This window comes from Desulfothermobacter acidiphilus, assembly GCF_052073645.1.
Lineage (GTDB): Bacteria > Bacillota > Desulfotomaculia > Desulfotomaculales > Ammonificaceae > Desulfothermobacter > Desulfothermobacter acidiphilus.
Map to the genome: position 1 here is coordinate 177,044 of NZ_CM125440.1, position 25,104 is coordinate 202,147.

A 25,104-nucleotide genomic window follows, 5' to 3' on the forward strand; every position below is an offset into this window, starting at 1 on the left:
AGGGTTTAACAGGTGGATCGGGTGTACGTTTTCGATACCACCCTTAGGGATGGGGAGCAATCCCCCGGGGTGAGCTTAAACGTTAAAGAGAAGATTGAAATCGCGCGGCAGTTGGCTAGGCTGGGGGTGGATGTGATCGAGGTAGGTTTCCCCGTGGCTTCTCCGGGAGACTTCAACGCTTGCCGGGAGGTTGCTCGAGCCGTGCGGGGGGTAACGGTTTGCGCCCTGGCCCGCGCCCGGCAGGAGGATATAGACCGGGCCTGGGAGGCGATTAAAGAGGCGGAAGCGCCGCGCATCCACACTTTTATTGCCACCTCCGACATTCACCTGCGGCATAAGCTGAGAATGACGAGGGAGCAGGTGCTGGAGGCGACTCGGGCAGCGGTGGCCTACTCCAAGCGCTACGCGGCGGACGTGGAGTTTTCTGCCGAAGACGCGTCTCGCTCCGACCCGGATTTTCTCTGCCAGGTTTTGGCAGAAGCGATAGCGGCAGGGGCTACGGTGCTCAATATTCCCGATACCGTGGGCTACGCCGTGCCGGAGGAGTTCGGCGAACTCATACGGGTTATTCGCGAACGGACGCCGGGCATTGAAAAGGTAATACTCAGCTGCCATTGCCACAACGATTTGGGGCTGGCGGTGGCTAACACCCTGGCTGCGGTGCGTAACGGGGTCCGCCAGGTGGAGGTAACCATCAACGGCATAGGGGAGCGGGCCGGAAACGCCGCCCTGGAGGAAGTGGTTATGGCTCTCTACGCCCATCGCTCCGGGTACGGACTGGTTACCGGCATTCGCACCGAGGAGCTCTACCGCACCTCTAAGCTAGTTTCTACGCTCACCGGAATGCCAGTGCAACCAAATAAGGCTATAGTGGGAAAGAACGCTTTCGCCCACGAGTCGGGTATCCACCAGGACGGGGTTTTAAAGGAGCGTTCCACTTACGAGATTATCGACCCAGCTATCATCGGAGTGCCCCGGTCGCGCCTGGTTCTGGGCAAGCACTCGGGGAGGCACGCTTTTCGCGTGCGCTTACAGGAGTTGGGTTACGAACTCACCGAGGAGGAACTCAACGCTGCTTTTCAGCGCTTTAAGGAACTCTGCGATCGCAAGAAAGAGATAACCGATGACGATCTGTTAGCCCTGGTGGAGGAAGAGATCGGTCAAGCTCCTAGCATTTATGAACTCCGTTACTTCCACATCTCTAGCGGCACCACGGTGGTGCCCACTGCCACCGTGGCTTTACGCATCGGTGACGAGCTGCGAGAAGAAGCCGCCTGCGGCAACGGACCCGTAGATGCCATTTACAAAGCGGTGGATAAACTTACGGGCCGCCACCTGCGCCTGGATTCTTACAGTATCGAAGCGGTTACCGAGGGTAAGGATGCCATCGGCAGCGTGACCGTCAGAGTTACTGATGAGGAGAGGAATAAAACTTATCTGGGTAGGGGGATCAGCACCGACGTGCTGGAGGCCAGCGCTCGGGCTTACGTGGATGCTTTGAACAAATTGGCCGCTGATCTTAACGGTAACCGAGTTAGACGTTTGGAGGGGGAGGTCTAATATTTCCATGGGTATGACCGTCACCGAAAAAATTCTGGCCGCCCATGCCGGCAAGGAAGTGGTGGAGCCAGGTGAAATTGTGTCTTGCCGAGTGGATGTGCTGCTGGCCAATGACATCACCGCTCCCTTAGCCATCCAGGAGTTTGAGCGTTTAGGGGTTCCTCTTGCCAATCCGGAATCCCTGGTGCTGGTGCCCGACCACTTCACTCCCAATAAAGACATAAAGTCGGCGGAGCAGGCCAAAGTGGTGCGTGAATTTGCTCGCCGTCACTCCCTTCCCCACTACTTCGAAGTGGGGCGCATGGGCATCGAGCATTGCCTCTTGCCCGAGCAAGGCCTGGTGGTCGCGGGCGATGTGATCATTGGGGCCGATTCTCACACTTGCACCTATGGCGCCCTGGGGGCTTTCGCCACCGGGGTGGGCTCCACCGATCTGGCCGCGGCCATGGCTCTGGGGGAGACCTGGTTTCGCGTCCCTCCTTCGCTTAAATTCGTTTACACCGGCGAACTTCGGCCTTGGGTAGGGGGTAAGGACCTCATTCTCTACACCATAGGGCAAATAGGGGTGGAAGGGGCGCTTTACAGCGCCATGGAGTTTACCGGACCGGTGATCGATGCTCTTTCCATGGATGGGCGCTTCACGATGTGTAACATGGCGGTGGAGGCGGGGGCGAAAAACGGAATCGTGCCTCCCGATGACCAGACGGCGGCCTACTTAGAAGGCCGAGCTCGCCGCCCTTACCGTTTTTACCGGAGTGATCCCGATGCCCGCTACCAGAAAGTCTATGAGTTTAATGTGGCCGGACTCGAACCTCAAGTGGCCTTGCCCCATTCACCGGCCAACGCCCGCCCGGTAAGCGAGGTTACGCATATCACCATCGATCAGGCAGTCATAGGCTCCTGTACCAACGGGCGTCTGGAGGACCTGCGCGTGGCGGCTAGGTTGCTGCGGGGGAAAAAGGTTCATCCCTATGTGCGCCTGATCGTCATCCCCGGAACTCAAGAGATTTATCGCCAGGCGTTGCGGGAGGGGTTAATCGAAATCTTTTTGGAAGCCGGAGGAGCGGTTTCTACTCCTACCTGCGGACCGTGCCTGGGAGGGCATATGGGCATCTTGGCGCGGGGAGAGCGAGCGGTGGCTACCACCAACCGCAACTTTGTGGGGCGCATGGGGCATCCGGAAAGCGAGGTTTATCTGGCTAACCCAGCGGTGGCGGCGGCTTCAGCCGTACTTGGCCGTCTGGCCCACCCTGAAGAGGTGATGCAGGCATGATTGAGGGTAGAGTTTTTAAGTTCGGCGATCACGTGGACACCGACCTCATTATCCCGGCCCGCTATCTCAACACTACCGACCCGGCAGAGTTGGCCCAGCATTGTTTGGAGGATGCCGATCCCTCCTTCGCGCGCGAGGTGCGCCCGGGGGATATAATTGTGGCGGGCGTGAATTTCGGCTGTGGCTCTTCGCGGGAGCACGCCCCTCTGGCCATCAAAGCGGCGGGAGTGGCTTGCGTTATCGCCAAGAGCTTCGCCCGCATTTTTTATCGGAACGCCTTCAATATTGGTTTGCCTCTGCTGGAATGCTCCGACGCTCTCCGTATTCCCTCCGGCAGTCGCGTGCGGGTGGATCTAAGCAGCGGTCGGATAGAAGTGCTAGACACAGGGGAAGTGCTCCAAGCTCGCTCCATCCCTGACTTCATGCAGGCCATCATCGGCGCCGGTGGACTGATTCCCTACGTGGAGCAGCGGTTAAGGGGCAGGTGAGTTCCTTTGGATAAAGTGGAGGTTTACGACACTACCCTGCGCGACGGGGCGCAAACCGAGGGCATTTCTTTCTCTGTGGCCGACAAGCTCAAAATAACCCGGCGGCTGGTGGAGATGGGCTTCGATTACGTGGAAGGGGGTTGGCCGGGTTCTAACCCTAAAGACCTGGAGTTTTTCTCCGTGGTGCGGGAAGATCCGCTGTTGCGCGAGCGAGTCACTGCCTTTAGCTCCACCCGGCGCAAGCATATTTCTCCGGCTGCTGACGAAAATTTGCGGCATCTCTGCGCTTGCGGCGTGAAAACGGCCACTCTTTTTGGTAAATCATGGGATTTACACGTCATTAATGCTCTTAACACCAGTTTAGAGGAAAATCTGGCCATGATCCGGGAATCGGTGGCTTTCCTCCGCGAGCGGGGCCTGAGGGTGATATACGATGCCGAGCACTTTTTCGACGCCTATAAGCATAATCCGGATTACGCTTTGTCCACATTGGCCGCGGCGGTGGAGGGGGGAGCGAACACCGTGGTCCTCTGCGATACCAACGGCGGCACCATGCCTTGGGAGATAGAGGCCGTGGTGCAGCAGGTGGTGAGGGAGTTTCCGATGGTGAGGGTAGGTATTCACGCTCATAACGACACTGGCATGGCGGTGGCTAATTCAATGATGGCGGTGCGGGCGGGAGCGCGGCAGGTCCAGGGGACAGTCAACGGATACGGGGAGCGCTGTGGTAACGCCGATCTCTGCACCGTTATACCCAACCTCACTCTAAAGTGCGGATACCCTACCCTCCCCCCGGAAAGCTTCGGGCGTCTGGTGGAGTTATCCCGCTACGTTAGCGAACTTGCCAATGTCCACCCCTATCCCCAGCAACCCTACGTGGGAATGAGCGCTTTCGCTCATAAAGGTGGGGTGCACGTGAGCGCTATCATGAAGGAGCCGCGCTGCTACGAGCATATCGATCCCGCCCTGGTGGGCAACCGGAGGCGGGTGTTGGTATCGGAATTGGCGGGACAGTCGAATTTGTTATATAAGCTCCGTGAACTCAACCTAGATCTGCCCTCGGAGGGAGAGGTGGCTCGCCAGATCTTGGCTCAGCTTAAAGAGCTGGAGCGGCAGGGCTTTCAATTTGAAAGTGCCGAGGCCTCCTTCGAGCTCCTGGTACGCCGGGCGGCCAACGGCTATGAGCGCCCCTTTGTTCTGGAAAGCTTGCGTATTCTAACTGAGCTCCAAGAGAGCAAGGCGGTGCACACCGAAGCCACCATCAAGCTCCGCGTAGGAGATAGGGTGGTGCACACTGCGGCCGAGGGTAATGGACCGGTCAACGCTCTTGACAACGCTTTGCGCAAGGCGTTGGAGCAGTTCTATCCGGGTATCCGGAGGATGCGCTTGCTAGACTACAAAGTACGGGTTCTGGACGGGGCGGCCGGCACGGGGGCGGTGGTGCGGGTGCTAATCGAGACCGGAGATGGACAAAGCAACTGGGTTACGGTGGGAGTGTCGCCTAACATAATCGAGGCCAGCTGGCAGGCGCTGGCAGACAGCCTCACTTACGGCTTGCTCCAGCGGGGCGGCTGAGCCGGGATGATCCTTGGCTTATGCTTGTTATGGATCAGAGGGCGTACAATTTCAGTAGGTGACGGAGGAGACTCATGAAGGAGGAGACCTCGCCCCTCACGGACAATTTTCATGGACTGAAAGGAGGAGCGAGGTCTCATGCACAGCCAACCTATTTCAGACATTCAACCTCTTGCGGACATAATCCTTCTTCTGGGGGAGAAAGTTAGCAAACTAATTACCGAATGCCGCGACTTCTACAAGCTCGAAGAAGAAGTGTACAAGCTCTCTCAAGAAGCTTGCGTGAAGATCTTCGCCTGGGCCCTCGAGGAAATAGACACCTGGCTCGTGAACGCCCGGGACAAGCGCACCTGGAAAGTGATAGGCTTTCGGGAAAGAACCGTAGTTAGCAGCTTTGGGGAATTCAAAGTAAAAAGGCGGCTTTACAGGAACAAAAAGACGGGAGAAGCCAGGTTTCTTCTTGACGAGGTTCTGGGCTGGCCGGAGAGGTCTAGATGCACGCCGCGTTTGAAGGAGATGGCGGTGAAGCTTGGGAGCGAAGTACCCTTCAGGCGGGCAGCGGAAATTCTCGGTTATTTTGTCCCTGGGATAAGCGCCATGGCGGTGTGGCAGGCCGTGCAGGAAGCAGGAGAAGCACTCAGGCAGGAGGGAGAGTCCAGGAGAGAAGCCGTTTTTGAGAAGGGAGAGACACCCGAAGGTAAAGAGAAGACCTCCAGGCTTTACATAGAGGCCGACGGGGTGGTGGTAAGGCTTCAAAGGAGCGGAGAGAAAAGGAAAGAGGTCAAACTCTTCGTAGCTTACACAGGCAAAGAAGCGATTGGGGGTGGCCGGAAGGCTTTAAAGGACAAGCTGGTAACGAGCGGTGTAGGCGAAGGGGAGAGGATGTGGGAGGAAGTTTACTCTGGAGTAGCGAGCCGGTGGGACATGGGCCAGGTGAAGGAAATATACCTTGGGAGTGACGGGGCGGAGTGGGCCAAGCAGGGGGTAGATTACTTCCCCGGGGCAGTGCACGTTTTGGACCCTTACCATTTGAACCGGCGGCTTATAGAGGCTTTTTGGCACGATGAGGAGGCCTATAGTAGGATCAGGCAGGCCATTTATCTGGGGGACTGGGAGAAGGTAGAAGAGATTTTGGGAGGAGTAGCAAGGAGAGTTCGCGGGGCTAAGAGGAGGAGAATAGAGAAGCTCTGGCAGTATCTCAAGGAGAACTGGTCGGGGATAGTTACCTCTTCTGCTGCGGAGCATCTGGGGGCCATAGAGGGGCAGGTACAGCACAACGTGGCGCGGCGGATGAAGCGGTTGGGAGCCAGCTGGACGGAGGCAGGAGCAGACAGGATGGCGCGGGTTTTGGCTGCTCGAGCCAACGGGGTGCTCGGGAGGCACACTTCTCGTTGGCCGGTACTGCTGGCCAGGCAAGAACATTTGGCTCAGGCGGTGCGGTTGGAGGTAAAGCGGAAGATAGAGGAGGCGGGGAGTTGGCATAAAGCTGGGTTGCCGGCATTGAGGGGGCCTTCTGCCGGAGCTCCATGGGTGAAGCATGTGTTGCGGGAACTAAGCCGGCCTAGCCTCAGTAGTTTGATCCCTTAATGGCGCAGGTACCGGGACTATCCTGGCGGCGAGGTCTCCATGAAGAGAAGTTTTCTCCCGAACCACCTACTAACTCTTGACGCGCACTATGGATCATCGTCAGTGGCCAATCTCCCTTCTGCTGCGTAGAATAAAAATAAGGTTGACACCGTTAAGATGGCGTAATAAAGTGGTGGGCGGAGGGGGGGAGAGATAACTTGGGGGTACTCTTTGGTACGGATGGAGTACGCGGGGTAGCCAACCAGGAACTCACTCCGGAGCTAGCCTTTCGTTTGGGACGAGCAGGAGCCTATGTGCTAGCAGAGAAGACCGGTAAAAGACATATCTTGGTAGGGAAAGACACGCGGGCTTCCGGCGACATGCTGGAAGCGGCCTTGGTGGCCGGCATCACCTCGGCCGGCCTGAATGTTTGCCTGTTAGGGGTTCTTCCCACCCCAGCGGTAGCTTTTCTCACCCGTAGCCGTGCCGCCGCAGGCGGAGTGGTGATTTCCGCCTCGCACAATCCCGCTCCCGATAACGGGATAAAATTTTTCGGGCCGGACGGCTACAAGCTTTCCGACGCTTTGGAAGAGGAAATCGAAGCTTTGCTTTTGGGCTCTTCCGAGCACATCCCTTCCCCCACCGGCGTGGGGGTAGGGCGAGCTTCCCTTTGCCTGGAGGCGGTAGAGGAGTACCTAGAGCATCTGCGCCGTCTGGGCCCTCCCGCGCTGGAAGGCATGAAAATCGCGCTGGACTGCGCCCACGGAGCGGCTTACGCTCTGGCTCCGGCTCTGCTGGAGGCGCTTGGGGGGCGGGTGCTCTCTTTGGGCGTGCAGCCCGATGGCCATAATATCAACGAGGGTTGCGGTTCTACCCAGCCCCAGGCGCTAGTGGCGCTGGTACGCGAGGAGGGAGCGGAGCTGGGCCTGGCTTTCGACGGCGATGCTGACCGCCTTATCGGGGTGGACGGGAGTGGGGAGGTAGCTGATGGAGATGTGATCATATGGGGCTGCGCCCGCCACCTTCAACGCCACCGCCGGCTCCGGGGCAATACCGTGGTGGTTACGGTTATGTCTAACCTGGGGTTGAAGCGGGCCTTACAAAAGGAAGGGGTCCGGGTGCTGGAGACCAAAGTGGGAGATCGTTACGTGTTGGAAACCATGCTGCAAAGCGGTGCTTGCCTCGGAGGGGAGCAGTCAGGTCACATCATATTCCTCGATTACAATACCACCGGCGACGGCCTTCTCACCGCTATGATGCTCTTGCGTCTGCTGGTAGAGACCGGGCAGCGTTTGGAAGAACTCAACCGCTCGCTGGTTCGCTATCCCCAGCTATTGGAAAATGTCCGGGTGCGGGACAAAGGTCGGGTTATGCAAAGTCCGTTGCTGGCGGCGGCCGTCGAGGCGGAAAAGCTGCGTCTGGGGGAGGAGGGCCGGGTGCTGGTTCGCCCCTCGGGTACCGAGCCGGTGATCCGCGTTATGGTTGAAGCTCTAGATCCTTTCCGAGCTCGCCAGGTAGTTGACCAACTGGTGGGGGTGATAAGGGAGATCGAGGGAGGAGGCGAGTTGGCAGCAGCAGTTCAAGGGAGCTGGGGCTAAAAAGAGCAAAACTGCATAGAGCAAGCGCCTGGACCGGCTTTATCCTGGAAAGCCGGTTGACGAGGAGGAGGTTAATCGAATTCTCGGCGGATGCCTCCCGGCCGGCCACGGCCGTCAGTAGCGCTACAAATCCGGCAGGTAACTGCCGGGACAAAGGCGCCAGGTGGCTATGAGGTTTAACAGTGCCTTCGTCAAGCGAAACGCCGACGAGGGAAGGGGTGTTTTTTAGTTTTTAGGGGGTGCAGAAAAGCCGTGTGCGGCATTATGGGATATACAGGTTACCGCCAGGCCCTCCCTTTATTGCTGGAGGGTCTTAAACGCTTGGAGTATCGCGGCTACGATTCCGCGGGTGTAGCCGTGCTGGAAAGCAACGGTATCTTTCTCAAGAAGAAGGCAGGAAAGCTAGCCGTGCTGGAAAGCTGCCTCAACGGCTGCCAGCCAGCGGGGGTAGTGGGGATAGGGCATACCCGCTGGGCTACACACGGGGTTCCATGTGACCGCAATGCCCACCCTCACCTGGATTGCCGCGGAGAGTTGGCCGTGGTGCATAACGGCATAATCGAAAATTATATCTCCCTGCGGGCCGAGTTGTCGGGTAACGGCCATCGTTTCCTCTCGGAGACCGATACGGAGGTGCTTCCTCATCTACTGGAGGAGATTTACCAGGGGGATCTGCTGGCGTCCTTGCTGGCGTTGCTTCCCCGGTTGCATGGCTCCTACGCTATGGCGGTTATGTCGCTTAGGGAGCCGGGGCGCCTTCTGGTAGCGCGGCGTGACAGCCCTTTGGTTCTGGGATTGGGCAAGGGTGAGAACTTTCTGGCTTCCGATATCCCGGCTTTGCTCCCCTACACCCGGCGCATCCTTGTGATGGAGGACGGAGAGGTGGCGGAGCTCTGGCCCGATGGGGTGAAAATTTACGACGCTTCTGGGCGCCAATTGACCAGAGAAGCTTTCCCGGTAGAGTGGGACGCGGCGGCAGCCGAGAAGGCTCCCTACCCTCACTTCATGCTCAAGGAGATTCACGAGCAGCCGCGAACCCTCCGCGATACCCTGCGGGGACGGATGGAGGGCGGCCGGGTGCTCCTGCCTGAGTTAGATGGGGCTGCCACCTATCTGCGCCAATGCCGGCGCCTATTCATCACCGCCTGCGGCACCGCTTTCCACGCTGGGCTAGTGGGTAAGTATCTGATCGAGAAACTGGTCCGGTTGCCGGTGGAGGTGGACATTGCCTCCGAGTTTCGCTACCGCGATCTTCTCTTGCAGCCGCACGATGTAGTAGTGGTGATAAGCCAGTCAGGAGAGACGGCGGACACTTTGGCTGCTTTGCGGCTGGCGCGAAATCTGGGGGCCAAGGTGCTGGCCATCACCAATGTGTTGGGGAGTTCGGTGGCGCGGGAAGCCGACTGGGTGCTCTATACCTGGGCGGGTCCGGAGATAGCTGTGGCTTCTACCAAGGCTTACACCGCCCAGGTGCTCTTGATAGCTTTATTGTCTCTTCACCTAGCGGAGCTTCGGGGAACCCTCTCTCCCAGCGAAGTGACCGGCTTGGCACAGGAGATTGATCTCCTGCCCGAGCGGGTAGCCCAGGTTTTACGGCAAGAGGCGGAGGTTGCTTCGCTGGCCCAGCGCCTCAAGGAGCACGAGCATTGCTTCTTTATTGGCCGGGGGATGGACTGGGCTGTAGCCGCGGAAGGGGCGCTTAAACTCAAAGAGATCTCTTATATTCACGCCGAGACCTACCCAGCAGGGGAACTCAAGCACGGCACATTAGCCCTCATCACCGAAGGGGTGCCGGTGGTGGCTTTGGCCACGCAACTTTCCTTGCTAGAAAAAATGCTCAGTAACATCAAAGAAGTAAAAGCGCGGGGGGCCTGGGTGCTGGCGGTCACGGCCGATGGGGAAGAAGTGGCTGAGGAAGTGGACGCTTGCCTGCGGTTGCCGCCGGGCGATCCCCTTTTCCTTCCAGTAGTGGCGGTGGTACCACTGCAGCTCTTGGCCTACCATGTGGCGGTGGCTCGGGGCTGCGACGTAGATCAGCCGCGCAACCTGGCCAAAAGCGTAACGGTGGAATAGGGGGTTTTACCCCCTATTCCGCGTCTTGGCTTTCGTAACCGGGCCACGAGCGCCGGGGAGCGTCTAAGTAGCTCTGTATTAACTGCAAGGCTTCGCCAAAGCGCTGAAAATGCACTACCTCGCGTTCCCGTAGAAAACCCAATACCTCGCGCACATCAGGATCGTTGGTGGAACAAAGCAAGCGCTCGTAAGCGGCGCGGGCCTTTTGTTCGGCAGCCATATCTTCGCTCAAATCGGCCAGGGGGTCGCTGGTGCCTTGAATGTAGGAGGAGGTCCAGGGTTCTCCTCCGGGGGCGTTGAGGAAATCGGCGAAACCATGCACAGCGTACTGCTCTCCTAGGCCGGCGCTGCGGAGTTGCTGGGGAGTTGCGTCCCGAATCAACAGGTGAAAGATTGTTCCCACCATCTCCAGGTGCGCCAATTCCTCCGTTCCGATATCGATTAAAAGCGCCTTAGTTCGTCCCGTGGGCATGGTGAAGGCCTGCGTGATGTAGCGCCAAGAAGCGGAGAACTCACCGTCGGGTCCACCGAACTGGGTCAGGATGAGTTTGGCCAGCCCCGCATCGCTGCGAGATACGCGCACCGGGCGCTGCAGTTGCTTGACGTAAATCCACATGCTTATCTCTCCCTCCTACATACCGCTTTCCCAGGGCCAGGGTTCTTCTACCCAGGTCCAGCTGTCCCCTGCTGGAGCTCCGCTGTAGTTTATGAGGGGGCCGTAGCGTTCCTCGTAGGCTCGCTGCCAGGAATGCAGCTGTTTGGCTGCTTCATTGTAATCTTCCAGCGCGCGGCCGTCTTCCGGGTGGGTGTCGAGGAAAAGGGCCAGTTCCAGCACCCGGAAGCGCCACTTCTGGATCTCGTGCAGAAGTTCCACTTTCTCCTTGGTGGGTGGCAGTTTCACTGGGGATCGCCCTCCTTGGGGGGGAAATAGGTTTTCACGTAGCGGCGAAAGGAAACGCAGGGAACAACGAATTCCGGCTGGTAGAGAGAGGGGAACATGGTTCCCCGGCAAAGCGCCTCGTCGAGGTCGTAGTCGGGGTCGTAGCACTGGGTGGGTACGTAGACTCGCGCCAGCTTGGGCCGTGAAGGCAAAGTGCCACAGGGAGGCAGGCTGCCCGGCCCCAGGGCCTGCTCCTTGGTGGGCTGTTCTTTCTGCATGGGGACTAACCTCCCAGTAAAGAGCAATTTTTACAAGAATATGCGCTAATGAAGCCTATGGTTCCTGGATTTTCCAGTCAAGGGCGGAGAGCCGGTGACAGTCGGTTTGAAACCTAAGGCAGCCGGGGCTTCTGGGGTTCAAGCCGCTGGCCTGGGAGCGTGTCCGGTTCAGCTTTCTGGTAAGTGGAGCGCAGCACCACGAAGTCCACGCGGCGGTTCATCTGTCGGTGCTCCTCCGAGTCGTTAGGCACGAGGGGGCGGTATTCGCCGTAGCCGCAGGCGCAGAGCCGCTGGGGAGGAAAGTTGACGGCGTGAGCGAGCTCTTCCACCACGCTGGTGGCTCGAGCTACCGAGAGTTCCCAGTTGGAAGGGTAGCGCGGAGTGTGGATGGGAAGATCGCAGGTGTGCCCTTCGATGCGGACGCAGTTGGGCATCTTGAGCAGAATTTTCCCCACTTCGTCTACAACTCCCCTGGCTTGGGGAGTGAGTTCGGCGGAGCCGATGGGGAAGAGTACCGTATCCATAACGCTGACCACTAGCCCTCTTTCCTCGATGCGGGCAGTGATCTTGGCTTGCAAGCCTTTTTCTTTGGCGTACTTTTCGATCTCCGCTTTAATTTTTTCTAGCTGCAAGCTTTCTTCTCCGCCACCCGAGAGGGCAAACTTGGCATCGTGGCCCGGTTCGAATTCCGGAGCTCCGGAGACCACCGCCGGTCCCTGTCCCTCCAAAATCATTCCTGCTCCACCACCAAGGGCGCGAGAAAGCGCTTCGGCTACGCCGGCAAACTTTTCCGCATCGACTTTGCTGAAGGTGTAGAGCACGATGAAAAAGATGAGCAGTAGCGTGATGAGGTCGGCGTAAGTGATGAGCCAGCGGTCGCGGCTTACTTCGGTCTCCTTCCGGCTAGGGAGCTTCATAGGCTTCTCCCTCTCCTTCCTCTGGGCCCTGCTGCTTGCGGTACCTGGGGCTTAGGAAGGCGGTCAAACGCTCGCGGATTAGTATGGGGTTGTTACCCGCCTGCAGCGCCAGGAGCCCTTCCAGCATGATGCGGTGAGCCAATTCCTCCTTGGTGCTCAGGTTTTTTAATCGGGCAGCTATGGGGTAGAAAATTAGGTTGGCGCTAGAGACGCCGTAGAGGGTGGCGGTGAAAGCCATGGCGATGGCTGGACCCAGGGCCTCCGGAGAAGACAAGTGGCTCAACACGTGAATGAGCCCCATCACTGTGCCGATTATGCCCATAGTAGGAGCATAACCGCCAGCTTGGTTGAAAATTTCTTGCGCTATGCGATGCCTTTCCTGCATAGCGTAGAGCTCGGTTTCCATGATGGAGCGCACCAGCTCCGGCTCGGTACCATCTACTACTAACTGGATGCCCTTGCGCAGAAAAGGGGACTCGATCTCTTTAAGATAATTTTCCAGGTAGAGCAAGCCCTCGCGCCGCGCCTTTTCCGCCAGGCTTACCAACTGCTCGATAAGCGAGCGCTCGTCGATTGGCCGATTAAAAAAAATAACGCGGAGAGCTTTGGGCACCACGGCTATCTCGTGCAGAGAGAAACCGGCCATGGTGGCTCCTAGCGTGCCTCCCACAATGATAATTATGGAGGAGAAGGCCATCAACTGGGCCACCGTTCCTCCTTCTATGACAAAACCGAGCAAGAGGCAGGCGATCCCCACCGTGATACCGATAAGTGTTGCTATGTCCACCCCAAATGCCCCCTTCGACCCCGATTAACAAATTTCGCCTTCATCCGTCATTTTCTTTCTTCGGCACCAAGTCCTAATTTCCTTTGGCCTGGAAGAAGTTTTTTGCTTCACAAGCGCAGGATAAAGAAGATCAAGAAAGAAAGCAAAGAGCCAAGGAGCAAGAGGAGCGGCAAGGATAGGGGGCCTAAGAGCTGAACCTCCTTACCCCAGGTCCAGAAGTACAGGAACAAACAGCTGAACCCGGTGAGGAGGAAGAAAATCCTGGTGAGCAGGCGGTTAAGGCCACGGGTCAGACGGCTAAGGTCCGGATTTTCCTGCCGCACCCGGATTTCCCCCTGGGCCAGCTGATTCAAAACCACCGAGAGTTGTTCCGGTAGCTTCATCCATGTTTCTAGCCAGAAAGGTAGATCAGAGGTTAGAAAGCGGCGCAGGCGTTTGGTGCTGAGCTTTTCTTTGGTCAATTCTCGGGCAATGAAGGAGGCCAGGGTAGCCACATTGATGCTGGGCGCCAACTGGCGCACTAAGCCATCCACGCTACCTAAAGCTCGGGCTAGCAAGGCCATCTCGGCTGGAACCCGGACGCGGTGGCGGTAAGCCACACGGAGCATATCGGTGAAGGCTTCGTTCAGAGGCACCTGGGCTAAGGGGACCTCGTAGTATTTCTGCTCCAGCTGTTCCACGTCGCGTTGCAACGCGGTGAGGTTGATTTCTCCCCGGAGGATGTTCATTTGCAATACCGTGCGCACAATGGCCTGGCTCGACTTGCGGCTTAATCCCAGCACTAGGTTGCCGATATGTTCGCGTAGGGAGGGGCTTAACCTGCCCACTATGCCGAAGTCGATCCAGGCCACACGATTGCCTGGCAGGGCGAAAAGGTTTCCGGGATGAGGGTCGCCGTGGAAGAAGCCGTCGATGAGCACTTGATGCAGGAAGATCTCGGCAAAGTGGTGAGCCAGTTCTTCTCGGTCTAGGCCGGCCTCGTCCAGAGCTTTAAGATCGCTCAGTTTAATTCCCTTCACCTCTTCCATGGTGAGGACGGCGGGTCGGGTGTATTCTGGGAAGGTCCGGGGAATAAATGTGTGCTCGAAGCGTGAGAGGTTACGGCGGAAGGTCTCAGCGTGCAGAGCTTCGATGGTGAAGTCGCACTCTTCCCGCAGCGAGCGTCCAAATTCTTCCACCATTTCGCCGAAGGGATAGATTTTCCCCCAAGGAGTGTGCTTTTCTGCCCAGCGGGCAATACGTCCCAGGATGGCTAGATCGGTTTGCACCACTTCCATTACCCGGGGACGGCGCACTTTAACCACTACTTCTTCCCCGGAGAGAAGACGGGCCCGGTGCACTTGGGCAATAGAAGCTGAGCCCAGGGGGTCGGGGTCGAAGTGGCTAAAGAGGGAATCTAGCGGGCAGCCGAATTCCTGCTCGATTACCCGGGTGATTTCCTCCGTGGGCAAAGGGGGCAGAGCATCCTGCAGCAGGCAGAGCTCCTGTATGTACTCTTCGGGTAGTAGATCGATGCGGGTGGAGAGGAACTGGCCCAGTTTGACAAAGGTGGGGCCGAGCTCGGTGAGGGCCAGGCGCAATCGCCGAGCGGAAGAGGAGGGCGAAGGGGGGGGCTGATGGGTGCGCCGGCGCCACAAGGGCACAAAATCTCCCAAGTAGCCTAGGCCGTGTTTCAAGAGTACCCGCCCTATTTCCCGGTAACGCTTCGCTTCGCGGAAATAACGTTGCCAGAAGGCCGACATCCGGTTTTTACCTCTCTGCAAGGCGTTATCCTAATTCATTGCGCCAAGTTGCCCAATCTTATGCGTGCGTGATAACTTCTCCTGCCATAGTAACATCACAGCGGTGGGCGGGTAAAGCTGGGTTTTGGGCAACTCTGCCTGGGGAGCGGTGGTTTTCCTTACGAGCTCCGGATAGCGGGGGGCGCGCTTCGGGTAAAGGGAGGGAGGAAAGCGGCCGATAAAATTGCTGAAACCTCTTCGCATTAGCAAGCAGGTGAGGAGTGAAAGCCCGATGTCTGGAGAAAAGCAGGAAGAGCAGCTGGTTATTTTCCGCTTGGCCGACCAGACCTACGGAGTGGATGTGGGGTCGGTGGTCGAGATCATCCGCATGGAAAGCGTCACTCGAGTGCCGCGCGCGCCCGAATTTGTTGAGGGCGTCATCAATCTTAGAGGTCGGATCATACCGGTTATCGATCTGCGGCGCCGCTTCGGGTTGCCCTTAAAGGAGTCCGACCGCTCCACCCGCATCGTCATTGTGGAGATGGGGGGCATGATGGTGGGCATGATCGTGGACGCGGTGCTGGAAGTGCTGCGCGTGCCCGCGGAAAAGGTGGAACCGCCTCCAGCGGTGGTCAGTGGAGTCGACGTCGCTTACCTGCGGGGGATTGCCCTCTGGCAGGAGGACATGATCATACTGCTCGACCTGGAGAAAGTGCTTTACGAGTATGAAAAGGAGGCATTGCTGGAAGCGGAAATGGCTTCGCTGGAAGGAAGGGCGGTGTAAGCAATGTTTGACGAAGAGACTCTAAGTGTGTTTCTCGATGAGCTGGAAGAAAAAATTCAGGCCATAAGCGATAATCTTCTGGTTTTGGAGAGGGAGGGTGGTAACGAGGCTTCCCTGCAGGAGATTTTTCGCGCGGCTCACACCGTCAAAGGCTCCTCGGCCATCATGGGCTTCGACGATATGTCCAACCTTACCCACGAGATGGAGAATCTGCTCGATCTACTGCGCCGGGGGGAATTGCAGGTGACCCCGGAAGTGGTGGATGTCCTTTTTGAGGCGCTGGACTTGCTAAAGGCTTTGCGCGATCGCATTCTCGACCCCAGCCGCGAGGCACCGGAAACCGCGCCAGTTGTGGAAAGGCTGCGGAGTTTCCGCGCGGCCAGGGTGGCCGCTTCCCCCACCAAGGCTGTTGAAGTGGGTAATAAACGCTCCCAGCTGACCGAGGCAGAAGAGGCTACCATTTACGAGGCGCAGATTCGGGGGTTCCAGGCTTACCTGGTTAAGGTAACGGTGGCGGAGGACTGCCAGATGAAAGGAGTGCGCGCCTTCCTGGTGTTTCGCACTCTAGAGCCGCTGGGCGAGGTGATTCGTTCTATTCCACCAGCCGAAGAGTTGGAGGAGGGCAACTTCGACTCCACTTTCGAGTTTCTGCTGCTTACCAAAGAAGATCCTGGGCGTTTGCGGCACCTTTTACTGACCGTTTCGGAGATTGCCGATGTAGAGCTCGTTCCTGTAGGTGTGGAAGCCCAGTCAGCGGCTGCTAACCAGGCGTCGCGCAAAGCCGAGGAGAAAAACGCCGCCCCGGCTTCCACCCTCGCCCCCACTAAGACGGTGCGGGTGGACGTACAGAAACTGGACGAGCTGATGAACCTGGTGGGGGAGCTGGTGATCAACCGCACGCGGCTCGACCGCATCGTGGAGATCTTCGAGCGGCGCTATGGCACCGACGACCTGATAGAAGTTCTGGAGGAAGTATCCAACCACCTGGGGCAGCTCACTAACGAGCTCCAGGAGCAGATCATGAAGGCGCGAATGCTACCGGTGGGCCAGCTTTTTAACCGCTTCCCCCGCATGGTGCGGGATCTGGCGCACAAGCTGGGTAAGGAGATCAACTTCGTGGTGGAAGGGAAGGAGACGGAGCTCGACCGCAATGTCATCGAGGTCATCGGCGACCCGCTCATTCACCTGCTACGCAACGCGGTGGATCACGGCATCGAGCCTCCGGAAGAGCGGGAGGCTCTGGGCAAATCTCGGGCGGGAACGGTCAGGCTCAAAGCCTATCACCAGGAAAACCACATCGTTATCGAGATTGAAGACGATGGCCGGGGGATAGACGCAGAAAAGGTGCGGCAGAAAGCGGTGACTATGGGATTAGTGGAACCGGAAGCGGCTGCCCGGTTGGGCGAAGAAGAAGTCTATAATTTTCTCTTCTACCCGGGTTTCTCCACCGCCACGCAGGTGACCGACCTTTCCGGGCGAGGCGTGGGTATGGACGTGGTGCGGAAGCAAATCGAGCAGATCAGCGGCACGGTGGAAGTCACCTCCCGTCCTGGGCAGGGCACCAAGTTCTCCATCAAACTGCCCTTAACTCTGGCTATCATCCGCGCCCTCATGGTGAGCGTGGACGAACAGACCTACGCCTTCCCTCTCATCGCCGTTCTGGAAACCCTCAAAGTGGCTCGCGAAGAGGTGCGGCGGGTTAACGGCATGGAGGTGGTGCCGGTGCGAGGTCAGGTGCTTCCCCTCTTCTCCCTGGCCGGCATTTTTAACGGTAAGTACGAGTACGTTTCTGACCAACTCTACGTGGTGGTGGTCAACCTGGGAGGGGGCAAAAAGGCGGGCTTGGTTATCGATGAACTCCTGGGGGAGCAAGAGATTGTTATTAAATCACTGGGCGAGTATTTGGGGCGCATACCAGGCATAGCGGGGGCCACCATTTTGGGTGACGGCAAAGTGGCTCTGATTTTGGATGTGAAGGGATTGGTGCAGAACGGCGCTTGCCGCTCCGAAGTCCGAAATTCCGAAGTGGAATTGATAGCGGTGGGCTAAAGATGGCTTGCTTATTAAACGATAATTTGGTTTAGAAAGCGGGCATAAAGGGGAGTTGGGCATGAAAATCGACCGCGTCGAGTTGCAGCGGTTATTGGAGGCGTACCGGACGGAGCAGGCTCAGCCCGAAAGGGCAGAGCGGGTTAAAGAGCGCGATCCGGAAAAGGATGTAACTCTCACCCTTTCGCCGGAGGCTTTGCGTCTCAATCGGCTGCGCGAGGAACTCCGCCAACTTCCCGGTGTACGGGAAGAGAAGGTGCAGGAATTAAAGGAGAAGATTGAGCGGGGCGAGTACCGAGCCGAGCCGCGCAAGATCGCCGAGGGGATGTTGCGGGAATACCGGCTTGATCGCCGGGTGTAAGCCGTGGCTGGCAAGCAACAAGAGAAGCTTTTGCAACTGCTTCAGGATCTCACGGTAGCCGTGAACCGTCAGGTGGAGGCTTTAAAGGATAATTCGCCGGGCGATCTAATGGCGGCCACGGAGGAGGCAGAAGAGATTTTGCGTTTTCTTTTTCAGGTAGGGCTGGATAAACCGGCACCGACACCGGAATTAAAGCAAGCGGTGGGCGGTTTGCGAGAGGCCAGGGAGAAGCTGAGGTTGCTCCTGGCCCAGGCGGTAGCCCTTGACTTAGAGGCGGCCAGGTGTTGGCAGCGTATGGGTGCGCGAGCGCTTGATTGCTCGGTGTGACGGGGAGTGGGAGCGTGAAGATAGGAGCTGGGGGCTTGCAATCGCAAATCTTGTACGAGGGTCTGGCCGTGCTGCGCCCCGACCTTTTGGCAGAAAAGGAGTTCGCCCTGGTTCGTAACCGCGCCTGGCCGGAGGAAGAGTTGGTCCGTCTGGTGGAGGAACTCAATTTGCTCATGGCCCTGCACTCCTTTACCCACCGTTTCCGCCTCGAGAGAGATAAAAGGGGAAGAATCAAAATCTGGCATTACGCGGGCGAAGCGGCCTGCGAGGTTACGCCGGAAGAGGCGCAAGCCCTGAAATCGCGGTTGCAGCCAATCAAAAATCCCCAGCCAAGGCTTGACGCGCGGGTTTAAAAGGAGGTTTTAAAGCCTTGATCAGCACTTTCCTAGGGCTGGAGACCACTTTGAGGGCGCTCATGGCCACGCAGCGGTCCATGGAGACCGCTTCCCATAACATAGCTAACGCCTCCACTCCCGGCTACAGCCGGCAGCGGGTGGAACTGGCGGCTTCCTCTGCCTACACCATTCCTTCCGTCATGCGCCCGGGGATGCCGGGGCAGCTGGGCACCGGCGTGGACATAGCGGAGATTAAACGGGTACGGGAGGAGTTCTTGGACCGGCAGTGGCGGGAAGAGAACAGCCGCCTGGGCTCCTGGGAGGCCCAGCGCGACGCCTTGCAGAAGGTGGAGCTCATCTTGAACGAGCCCAGCCCCAACGGCCTGGGCGCGGCGCTGACCTCCTTCTTCAACTCCTGGCAGGAGCTCAGCAAGAACCCGGAGAGCCTGGCCGTCCGCACGGCCGTGATAGAAGAGGGCAAGACCCTGTGCGAGACCATAAGGCACCTTTACGACGAGCTCCAGGCTCTGCAGGAGGACCTCGACTACAGGCTAAAAGTGGGGGTGGACGAGGTCAATACGCTGGCCCAGCAGATAGCCGATCTAAATCAGCAGATAGCCCGCTCGCGGGCGGTGGGCGACAACCCCAACGACCTCTTAGACCAACGGGATCTCTTGCTGGATAAGCTGAGCAAGTGGACCGATTTCACCGTTCAGGAGCAGCCGGATGGGCAGGTAACAGTATTGGTCGGAGGTCAGCAATTGGTAAATGGATCTAGCTACAACTCTTGGCAAGTGGTTAATGGCCGGGTTGAATGGACTCCCGCCTCTCCTACTAGCACTACCACTCCTGTGGATTTCCAGACGGGTCAGCTCAAAGGGTTGTTAGAGGTTAAAAATTATGTAGGTCAAGTCATGGTGGATTTGAATACCCTGGCAAGCACTCTTATTACCGAATTTAATCAAAGACATCAGCAAGGATACGGGCTCGATGGACAAACAGGTAGGAGTTTTTTCGCAGGCAGCGGGGCAGCTGATATAACGCTAAGCAATGATGTGCTTAATACCCCTGCTGCCTTGGCTGCTGCTACCGCTAATATAATTAACACCAACCCTTTTACTGTGGTTTCTAACTCTTATCCTGATCCCACGGCTCCCCTTAACCTCAATGGTACTTTTCAGATCAAGCTGTCAAATTCAACGAATTGGAGCTCAGTGACCGTAGTGTCCACCGATTCGTTGAACTCGATAGCAACTAAGATAAACAGCGCTGGAGTTGGTGTAACGGCTAACGTGCAGCAAAATGGGAGCCAATATCGGCTGGTGATTACTAGTAATGGCCAAACGGCTATTCAGTTTGCCGATGATCCTGCAACTCATGTGTTACAGCAGCTGGGCGTTATTTTACTGCCCGGTGACGGCTCCAACGCTCTGGCATTGGTCCAGTTAGCAAGCGATAAAACCATGCCTCCTTCTTCTCCAACCGGTACCTTCGGAGATTTCTATCGTGGCCTGGTGGCAGAGGTAGGAATAGCTTCAGCCCAGGCGGTGCGCATGACCGAGAACGAAAAGCTTCTCGTCGATCAGCTGGAGAACCGCCGCCAGGCGGTGATGGGCGTTTCACTTGACGAAGAGATGGCCAACTTCATGAAGTTCAGCCACGCTTATGCGGCGGCGGCGCGGGCCATGACCGTACTCGACGAGGCCCTGGACATCCTCATTAACCGCACCGGCCTGGTGGGCCGCTAAAGGAGGCGTAGAGTTGTGCGCGTAACTACCAACATGCTGGGCATAAACTTCCTGCGCGACCTTAACAGCCGTCTAGAGCAAATCGCCAAGCGTCAAGAGGAACTCTCTTCTGGCCGGAGGCTCAACCGCCCCTCTGATGACCCTCTGGGGGTGATGGGCGCTTTGAGGCTCCGGGCCCAGCTGGCGGAAAACCGGCAGTACCACAAGAACATGGCGGACGCGGTGGACTGGCTCAACACCACCGAGTCGGCCCTGCGCGATGCCCTGGCGACCGTCCAGCGGGCCAGGGAACTCGCCGTGGCCGGGGCTAATTCTGATCTCCCTCCTGGAGCGTTACAAGCCTTGTCTCAGGAAGTAGAGCAGCTGCAGCAGCACTTAGTTGATGTGGCTAACACCAGCTATGCGGGACGTTATATATTTGCAGGAACTCAGACTGACAGGCCTCCATGTTACCAATCTGGCAACGACTCGCAGGGCAACCCTATCTACAACTGGCAAGGTAATTCTGGTATTATTTCTTATGAAATTGCACCTAGTACTACGGTCCAGGTAAATGTTTCAGGCATAGATATTTTCCCTGCTATGGTCAATAGTTTGGCTGAACTTCGCAACGCTCTGCAAAGCGGACAGGTCACGATTGTTTCCTCCAAGTGTCTCCAAGAACTTGATCAGCACATGGATAGCCTTCTAGGGATTCTTTCTAGAGTGGGCGCCAAGGTCAAACGGCTGGAAATGGGGATGGAGCGGCTGGAGAGCAACGAGGCCGACCTTACCCGCCTGCTTTCCCAGACCGAGGACGCGGACATGGCCCGCACTATCGTGAGCCTGAAGACCCAGGAAAACGTCTATCGAGCCGCCCTGGCGGTGGGAGCTCGGCTGCTTCAGCCCTCGCTGGTGGACTTTTTGCGCTAAGGGGGCGTGACCCTTGCAGCTCCTCTACGTTTCCATAGATCAGAGTCAGTGCTGGAGGGAACTGGGCCTCCTTTCCCCCTGGGATATTGGCACTGAAGGGGCAAAGGAAGGCAAAAAGGCGGCTTTAGAGGCCATCGGCCGCTGGGCCGAGGAAGGAGACTACTTGGCGGCCATAGAAAAAGGGAACTCGGTGGCCGACTTGGTGGCTAAAATCCCCGAGCTTCCTGAGCTTATCCTGGATCTTTTGCCGCATACACGCCCAAAAATTTACTTTGTTCCTAAGCCGTCGATTTTTATAGCTAAGGTCTAAAGTTTGCTTCTCGGCTGACGATTAACAAAAGTGAGAAACCGCAGGGCTTTGCATCCCTACGGGGCGGCCGACCGGCAGGGGTGGGTTCCGCGCGGTGGCGAAAAGTGAACAAATCCTTCGATAGGGAGGAGGATAATGTATGAGCCTGCGGATTAACCACAACCTTGAAGCTCTGAACGCCTGGCGCAACCTCAACCAGACAGCAGGCCTCTTGGCCAAGTCCATGGAGAAGCTCTCTTCGGGCTTGAGGATCAACCGCGCCGGCGACGACGCGGCGGGCCTGGCCATCTCCGAAAAGCTGCGCAACCAGGTGAGGGGCCTCAACCAGGCCATCCGCAATGCTCAGGATGGCATCTCCCTCATCCAGACGGCGGAAGGAGCGCTTAACGAAACCCACGCCATTTTACAGCGCCTGCGGGAGCTAGCGGTACAGGCGTCTAATGATACCTTAACGGCTCAAGACCGGCAGGCTGTTCAGGCTGAGATTAACCAGCTGGTTCAGGAGGTCGACCGAATTGCCAATACGACGCAGTTCAACACTCAGACGCTACTTGATGGCTCGTTCGTCAATAGGTGGTTCCAGATCGGTGCCAATACCGGGCAAGGTATTCAGATAAGCATAAGTGCTGCTAACAGTGCTGCTCTTCAGGTTAATGCTCTCGATGTAAGTACTAGCTTGGCTGCCAACAATGCTATTGCCTCTATTGATGCAGCCATAAGCATAGTTTCCATGATGCGCGCTAATCTTGGTGCTGTTCAGAACCGGCTGGAGCACACTGTTGCCAACTTGAGTGTGGCAGCGGAGAACCTGCAAGCTTCCGAGTCCCGCATCCGCGATGTGGACATGGCTCAGGAGATGATGAACTTTACGCGGCTTCAGATCCTGCAGCAGGCGGGTGTGGCGGTTCTGGCCCAGGCTAATATGGCTCCTCAGGCTGTACTGCAGCTCCTGCGTTAAGACTCCCAAGAGTCGAACCTGAAAAGGGGCTGTCCCAAAAGTTAACCGGGGCAGCTCCTTCTTTTCATCGTAAATGGTGGGATAAACCATTCACTTTTCTTAAGAATTTCGGAGAAAACGACTTAGGAGTTATTGCATACCACAAGTTACGGTGTTCCCGCCGTCACCTACTGAAATTTTACGCAGTTCGCTGCCTCTTTTGGGACAGCCCTTTTTGTCTTTAACCGGCTAAAGGTAGGGGAAGAGGGGGTCGATTAAAATAAGGGAGGTGAATAGTATGGGCTTGCTTTCTCTCTGCGTCATTGTCAAGGATGAGGAAGAAAGCCTTCCTTGCCTTCTTTCCAGTGTAAAAGGGGTGGTAGATGAAATCATCTTGGTTGATACTGGCTCCACCGACCGCACGGTGGAAATTGGCCGGGAGTTTGGGGCCAAGGTTTACTTCTTCCCCTGGACGGGTAACTTTAGTGAGGCTCGTAATTTTTCTCTCGACCAGGCTACCGGCGAGTGGGTTATGTATCTTGACGCCGACGAGGAGTTGGCCGAGGGGGAAGGAGAGAGGCTTAGGCAGATCCTCAAAGCAGGTACGGCCGATTCCTATTCAGTCATTGTGGTCAACTTCGTAGGTGAGCGAGAAGGGGTAGATGCGGTGCTCAACCCCTCGGTCCGGATTTTCCGCAATCGGCCGGAATACCGCTTTCGCGGCAGCATCCACGAGCAGATCGGTCCTGTTATCCAGGAGCACGGCGGAAAGATCGAATACACCAACATCAAGATAAACCACTACGGTTATCTTTCCGACTCAGTGAGGGGAAAGCGAAAAGTGGCCCGTAACCTAGCCTTGCTAGAAAAGGCGGTACGGGAAAATCCTGATGATTCCTTTAACCGTTTTAACCTGGGAGTAGAATATTTGCGTCGGCGAGATTTCCTCAAAGCACTAAGGGAGTTCCAGACTGCCTTCAAATACCTGCCTAACCTAGCGGTGGGCTATGCTTCTATCCTGGTACGCAATATCGCCCTTTGCCTAGAGGTTCTCGGCCGGTATGAAGAAGCGCTCAAAGTCCTGGCCGATGCCAAAGAGGTCTATCCCGACTATACCGACCTCTGGTTCCTGGAAGGCTGCGTCCACCTGGAGCGGGGTAATCTGGCGCGGGCGAGGGCTTCCTTCGAAGAATGTTTAGAACGGGGCGAATCGACCGCCCATCATATCACCCAGCGGGGGGTGGGGAGTTACCTGGCTTGGCACTTACTCGGCCAGGTAGAAGAGCGGGAGGGCAACTGGGAACGGGCCATTTCAGCCTACCGCCGTGCCTGGTCTTGCCAGCGTAGGTTCTACCCTGCTCTTGACCGGCTGGTCAGGCTCATCCTCGGCCACGAGCTGGAGGAGGCGAGCCAGGCTCTGGTTAACGAAGTCGACCCTAAAGATGAAGAAGCCTGCCTCGTGGTAGCGCGAGTTCTGGCTGATGCTGGCCGTCATGCGGAGGCCCTCGAGCTCTTAAGGAGTGCAATGGCTCACAATCCTTCTTCCTCCCGGCTTGCTCTGGCCATGGCGTGGGCGCTTCTCTGTCTTAAGCGCTACGCTGAAGCGGCCGAAGTTCTTTCCGGCTTCCGGCAACCAGAGGTTCGGCTCCGCTGCTCTTTTGTCCTTGCTCTTCAGGGTAAGATGGAAGAAGCGCGCAAGCTTACAGAGTCACTTCCGGAAAGCTATGCCCTTCGCTGCCGTATTTACTCCATCTTCATCGCTTGCCTGGCAGGAAAAGCAGAGGTTCCTCTTCTCCTGCCGGGGGAGGAAGAGGAAGCCCTGCGGGTGGTTTTGGAGTTCCTGAGCATGCTCCTGGAGCTGGAGGCCTTCGACGAGTTTGAAAAAGTTTTACCTTTGCTTGGCTTCTTGCCCGAGCCCAGGCAGAGGATGGAGTTTGGCAAGCTTCTTTATCGCCACGGTTTTGCCGAGCTGGCGGCAGAGGAGATCATCGCAGCGGTGCAGGGAGGGGCCAGGGACGCCGAGGGCTTTGTAGTTCTGGGTAAGGTGGCGGCGGAGAAGGGCTTTCATGAAGAGGCAGTGGTGTTTTACCGGCAGGCACTGGAAGGAGGGAAGGGAGATTTCTCATGGTACACCGCGCTCATAAAGGAACTTTCCTTCCTCGGACGCTATGCGGAAGCTGCGGAGGTAGCTAAGAAGGGGCTCAGAGCCTTCCCCCAAAATGAACTTTTGCAGAGTCTCCTTCCCCTGTTGCAAAAGATGGGAACTTCTGCCGAGGTGAAGGGAAGTGCGCGTGGAGAGGGTAGAAGCTTTAACTGACGTCACCCTTCGTCCTGTGGAAGAAACGGGAGCCGGAGTTCCCAATGAGGGGGAGAAGCCGAGGCTTCGTCTGGAGGAGGGAGGTCGGCAGGCGCTGGAGAACGTGGTATACCGTCTCAACCTCATGCTGGAGGTCACCTATTACGACCTGCGCTTCCGGATTCATGAGGCCACCCACGACATAATCGTCCAGGTGGTGAACCGCGAAACGGGCGAGGTGGTGCGCGAAATACCGCCCAAGCGCATCCTGGACATGCTGGCGGAGATGATGCGCCTGGTTGGGATTCTTTTTGAAGAAAGGGTGTGAT

24 protein-coding genes are annotated in these 25,104 nt (G+C 57.3%); 18 read left to right on the forward strand and 6 right to left on the reverse strand.

Features of this window, described 5'->3' with window-relative positions:
* The first annotated feature begins 12 nt into the window (after window positions 1–12).
* The 7 genes from ACTLLP_RS00995 (at window position 13) to glmS (ending at window position 10,133) form a co-directional block, all read left to right on the forward strand.
* A complete protein-coding gene (locus tag ACTLLP_RS00995; protein WP_441059904.1) occupies window positions 13–1,560 on the forward strand; it encodes a 2-isopropylmalate synthase in 1,548 nt (515 codons plus the stop codon).
* A 7-nt stretch (window positions 1,561–1,567) separates the two neighbouring features.
* Entirely contained in the window at window positions 1,568–2,833 is a 1,266-nt protein-coding gene (gene leuC / locus ACTLLP_RS01000) for a 3-isopropylmalate dehydratase large subunit (RefSeq protein WP_441059906.1), read from the forward strand.
* Entirely contained in the window at window positions 2,833–3,321 is a 489-nt protein-coding gene (locus ACTLLP_RS01005) for a 3-isopropylmalate dehydratase small subunit (RefSeq protein WP_441061542.1), read from the forward strand. Before leuC ends, ACTLLP_RS01005 begins: the two co-directional genes overlap by 1 nt.
* Window positions 3,322–3,327: 6 nt before the next feature.
* Window positions 3,328–4,896 (forward strand): citramalate synthase, encoded by a 1,569-nt coding sequence (gene cimA / locus ACTLLP_RS01010; protein ID WP_441059908.1) that lies wholly within the window; start codon window positions 3,328–3,330, stop codon window positions 4,894–4,896.
* Window positions 4,897–5,034: 138 nt separating this feature from the next.
* Window positions 5,035–6,483 carry an ISLre2 family transposase gene (locus ACTLLP_RS01015; RefSeq protein ID WP_441059910.1) on the forward strand — a complete coding sequence of 483 codons (1,449 nt, stop codon included), beginning with the start codon at window positions 5,035–5,037 and terminating at the stop codon, window positions 6,481–6,483.
* Window positions 6,484–6,680: 197 nt separating this feature from the next.
* Window positions 6,681–8,060, forward strand: coding sequence for a phosphoglucosamine mutase (glmM, locus tag ACTLLP_RS01020; protein ID WP_441059912.1), 1,380 nt, complete (start codon window positions 6,681–6,683; stop codon window positions 8,058–8,060).
* A 252-nt stretch (window positions 8,061–8,312) separates the two neighbouring features.
* A complete protein-coding gene (gene glmS / locus ACTLLP_RS01025; RefSeq protein WP_441059914.1) occupies window positions 8,313–10,133 on the forward strand; it encodes a glutamine--fructose-6-phosphate transaminase (isomerizing) in 1,821 nt (606 codons plus the stop codon).
* 13 nt (window positions 10,134–10,146) lie between these two features.
* Here the strand turns inward: glmS and ACTLLP_RS01030 are convergent, their stop codons facing one another.
* From ACTLLP_RS01030 to ACTLLP_RS01055, 6 genes are all read right to left on the reverse strand, one after another.
* The gene (locus tag ACTLLP_RS01030; protein ID WP_441059916.1) at window positions 10,147–10,749 is read right to left on the reverse strand and encodes a manganese catalase family protein; all 603 of its coding nucleotides are present in this window, start codon (window positions 10,747–10,749) and stop codon (window positions 10,147–10,149) included.
* Window positions 10,750–10,764: 15 nt separating this feature from the next.
* On the reverse strand, window positions 10,765–11,034 hold the full coding sequence (locus tag ACTLLP_RS01035) for a spore coat protein CotJB (protein WP_441059918.1): 270 nt from the start codon (window positions 11,032–11,034) through the stop codon (window positions 10,765–10,767).
* Window positions 11,031–11,291, reverse strand: coding sequence for a spore coat associated protein CotJA (locus ACTLLP_RS01040; RefSeq protein WP_441059920.1), 261 nt, complete (start codon window positions 11,289–11,291; stop codon window positions 11,031–11,033). Before ACTLLP_RS01040 ends, ACTLLP_RS01035 begins: the two co-directional genes overlap by 4 nt.
* Window positions 11,292–11,404: 113 nt before the next feature.
* Window positions 11,405–12,208, reverse strand: coding sequence for a flagellar motor protein MotB (locus tag ACTLLP_RS01045; protein WP_441059922.1), 804 nt, complete (start codon window positions 12,206–12,208; stop codon window positions 11,405–11,407).
* Window positions 12,195–12,995, reverse strand: coding sequence for a flagellar motor protein (locus tag ACTLLP_RS01050; RefSeq protein ID WP_441059924.1), 801 nt, complete (start codon window positions 12,993–12,995; stop codon window positions 12,195–12,197). Before ACTLLP_RS01050 ends, ACTLLP_RS01045 begins: the two co-directional genes overlap by 14 nt.
* Window positions 12,996–13,102: 107 nt before the next feature.
* Window positions 13,103–14,737, reverse strand: a complete 1,635-nt coding sequence (locus ACTLLP_RS01055) for an ABC1 kinase family protein (protein ID WP_441059926.1) — start codon at window positions 14,735–14,737, stop codon at window positions 13,103–13,105.
* A 271-nt stretch (window positions 14,738–15,008) separates the two neighbouring features.
* Between ACTLLP_RS01055 and ACTLLP_RS01060 the strand changes: the two genes are divergently transcribed.
* The 11 genes from ACTLLP_RS01060 to ACTLLP_RS01110 all read left to right on the forward strand — a co-directional run bounded on the left by ACTLLP_RS01060 (window position 15,009) and on the right by ACTLLP_RS01110 (window position 25,103).
* Window positions 15,009–15,500 carry a chemotaxis protein CheW gene (locus tag ACTLLP_RS01060; RefSeq protein WP_441059928.1) on the forward strand — a complete coding sequence of 164 codons (492 nt, stop codon included), beginning with the start codon at window positions 15,009–15,011 and terminating at the stop codon, window positions 15,498–15,500.
* Window positions 15,501–15,503: 3 nt separating this feature from the next.
* Window positions 15,504–17,549, forward strand: coding sequence for a chemotaxis protein CheW (locus ACTLLP_RS01065; protein ID WP_441059930.1), 2,046 nt, complete (start codon window positions 15,504–15,506; stop codon window positions 17,547–17,549).
* 61 nt (window positions 17,550–17,610) lie between these two features.
* The gene (gene flgM, locus ACTLLP_RS01070) at window positions 17,611–17,910 is read left to right on the forward strand and encodes a flagellar biosynthesis anti-sigma factor FlgM (RefSeq protein WP_441059932.1); all 300 of its coding nucleotides are present in this window, start codon (window positions 17,611–17,613) and stop codon (window positions 17,908–17,910) included.
* A 3-nt stretch (window positions 17,911–17,913) separates the two neighbouring features.
* A complete protein-coding gene (locus ACTLLP_RS01075) occupies window positions 17,914–18,237 on the forward strand; it encodes a hypothetical protein (RefSeq protein ID WP_441059934.1) in 324 nt (107 codons plus the stop codon).
* Window positions 18,238–18,251: 14 nt separating this feature from the next.
* Entirely contained in the window at window positions 18,252–18,590 is a 339-nt protein-coding gene (locus ACTLLP_RS01080) for a hypothetical protein (RefSeq protein ID WP_441059936.1), read from the forward strand.
* Between the two features lie 17 nt (window positions 18,591–18,607).
* Window positions 18,608–20,320 carry a flagellar hook-associated protein FlgK gene (flgK, locus tag ACTLLP_RS01085; RefSeq protein ID WP_441059938.1) on the forward strand — a complete coding sequence of 571 codons (1,713 nt, stop codon included), beginning with the start codon at window positions 18,608–18,610 and terminating at the stop codon, window positions 20,318–20,320.
* A gap of 15 nt (window positions 20,321–20,335) precedes the next feature.
* Entirely contained in the window at window positions 20,336–21,232 is an 897-nt protein-coding gene (gene flgL, locus ACTLLP_RS01090) for a flagellar hook-associated protein FlgL (RefSeq protein WP_441059940.1), read from the forward strand.
* A gap of 13 nt (window positions 21,233–21,245) precedes the next feature.
* Window positions 21,246–21,542, forward strand: a complete 297-nt coding sequence (locus tag ACTLLP_RS01095) for a DUF6470 family protein (RefSeq protein ID WP_441059942.1) — start codon at window positions 21,246–21,248, stop codon at window positions 21,540–21,542.
* A 145-nt stretch (window positions 21,543–21,687) separates the two neighbouring features.
* Window positions 21,688–22,500: a flagellin N-terminal helical domain-containing protein gene (locus ACTLLP_RS01100; protein WP_502361643.1), complete on the forward strand. Its 813-nt coding sequence runs from the start codon at window positions 21,688–21,690 to the stop codon at window positions 22,498–22,500.
* A gap of 277 nt (window positions 22,501–22,777) precedes the next feature.
* Entirely contained in the window at window positions 22,778–24,796 is a 2,019-nt protein-coding gene (locus ACTLLP_RS01105) for a tetratricopeptide repeat protein (RefSeq protein ID WP_441059946.1), read from the forward strand.
* Entirely contained in the window at window positions 24,765–25,103 is a 339-nt protein-coding gene (locus ACTLLP_RS01110; protein WP_441059948.1) for a flagellar protein FlaG, read from the forward strand. The genes ACTLLP_RS01105 and ACTLLP_RS01110 overlap by 32 nt, the downstream gene beginning before the upstream one ends.
* Window position 25,104 lies beyond the last annotated feature (1 nt).